This window comes from Vibrio sp. Vb1729 (assembly GCF_033338655.1).
In the GTDB taxonomy this organism is placed as follows: Bacteria; Pseudomonadota; Gammaproteobacteria; order Enterobacterales; family Vibrionaceae; genus Vibrio; species Vibrio alginolyticus.
Map to the genome: position 1 here is coordinate 5328 of NZ_JAWOTB010000039.1, position 1379 is coordinate 6706.

Below are 1379 nucleotides of genomic sequence, written 5' to 3' on the forward strand. Positions count from 1 at the left end.
GTTTGAATAACCGCCCCTTTCTCAATCGTCACCGCATCAGCAGCATTTGCTTTAGTTAGTGTGATGTAGCCTTGTGCTCTTTGAGCTACTTTCGGCGCGATATTGTGCTCCCAAGCTTTTAGGTCCAGAGCCCAACGCTCAGCGGTTGCCACGAACATATTGGGCATAACATGCTGAGCCAATAGATGCCTAATCAGCCAAACACATGGCGTGACCACTGCAGCGCGAACCCAACGCCAAAACGGTGACATTTCGGAGTCATTCGAAATCTTGCTACCAGCCCCCACGACTTCTTGTTTTAGTTTGGTTTCAAAGTCCTTTTCGGTAACTGGAACACCCGATTCACTTAGCACCTGAACAAAATCCGTACTTGGTCGTTTACTCATGCTTTCACCTCAAGTTCCCCATATTCATAAGCCTTAGCGGTTAAGGTGATATCACCAGTTTCTGTTTCTCTTGCTGTCGCTGAACCCGGTACCACTCTTACATCTCTCTCAGCAAGTTGCTCAATTTGCACCATTACATCAGCGCGTAACGCTGGGTTTCTTTCTGCAACCAATTGGCGAGCCAATCCTGATTCCATGATCGCGTGCTTAATGTCCTGCGCGATGCTGTATAAATCACTGCACTCTTTAGGCTGTTGGCCTGCGTCCATATCCCAGCCACCCTCGACCACTTTGATATCGTTGTAGCGCTTGCGTTCTGTTAAGTCGTTACCCCACATTGAGCTCATCCCACTCGGCTAATTGGTCTGGTGTTATTCCGTTAGGGGCAGTGATATACACGTCGCCAAAAGAGCTAACTCGACTAGCATCACTGTGATTGGTTGTTTTCATATTGTTCACCACTTGAGGAGGCAATCGTGGCTCGTTGCTCTTCCCTTTATATTCGATAAACGGTTGAGGCGATTGAGTATCTAGATTTGGAGCTTCAACGTTGATGCTTGGCTGAGAAATAACCTGGCTTTCTGCAATTTTGAATGGCGCCATTTGCTCTGGCTTATATCCATAAACGTCTTGGTTCGTCGCTATCGCAGACTCGTAACTCATTTGAGGTTGAAGTAGTTCTAATTGCTTAACTTCTGACGCATCACCCGGAGTTAGGTTCTGTGATATAGGAGTACTGTGTTCAGCTTGGACGGCCGTTGTCATCTCTGGCGTTTCAATTTGGCTCCCCAGTTCAATATCAACACCTGGGATCATATTGAGTAAATCAACGAGTCCTTCGATAGCATAAGCAATAACATCAAACCAAGCCGTATCTTTAAACGCGGAGGTTAAGTCGTCCCACCAATAGATTGCCGCAGCAATACCACCTATAAGCAGCGCTATACCAGCGACAACCCAAGTTAACGGGTTGGCCCAAAGCGCGGCGTTAAA

At 47.1% G+C, this 1379-nt stretch carries 1 protein-coding gene and 2 pseudogenes; all 3 read right to left on the reverse strand.

Going from position 1 to position 1379, the window contains the following annotated elements; genetic code table 11:
• Positions 1-386, reverse strand: a pseudogene (locus R7E29_RS16620) (hypothetical protein); the annotation flags it as partial.
• A complete protein-coding gene (locus tag R7E29_RS16625) occupies positions 383-724 on the reverse strand; it encodes a DUF2590 family protein (protein WP_017821183.1) in 342 nt (113 codons plus the stop codon). The gene R7E29_RS16625 and the pseudogene R7E29_RS16620, both read right to left, overlap by 4 nt.
• Positions 714-1379: pseudogene (locus R7E29_RS16630) on the reverse strand (phage tail tape measure protein); the annotation flags it as partial. The pseudogene R7E29_RS16630 and the gene R7E29_RS16625, both read right to left, overlap by 11 nt.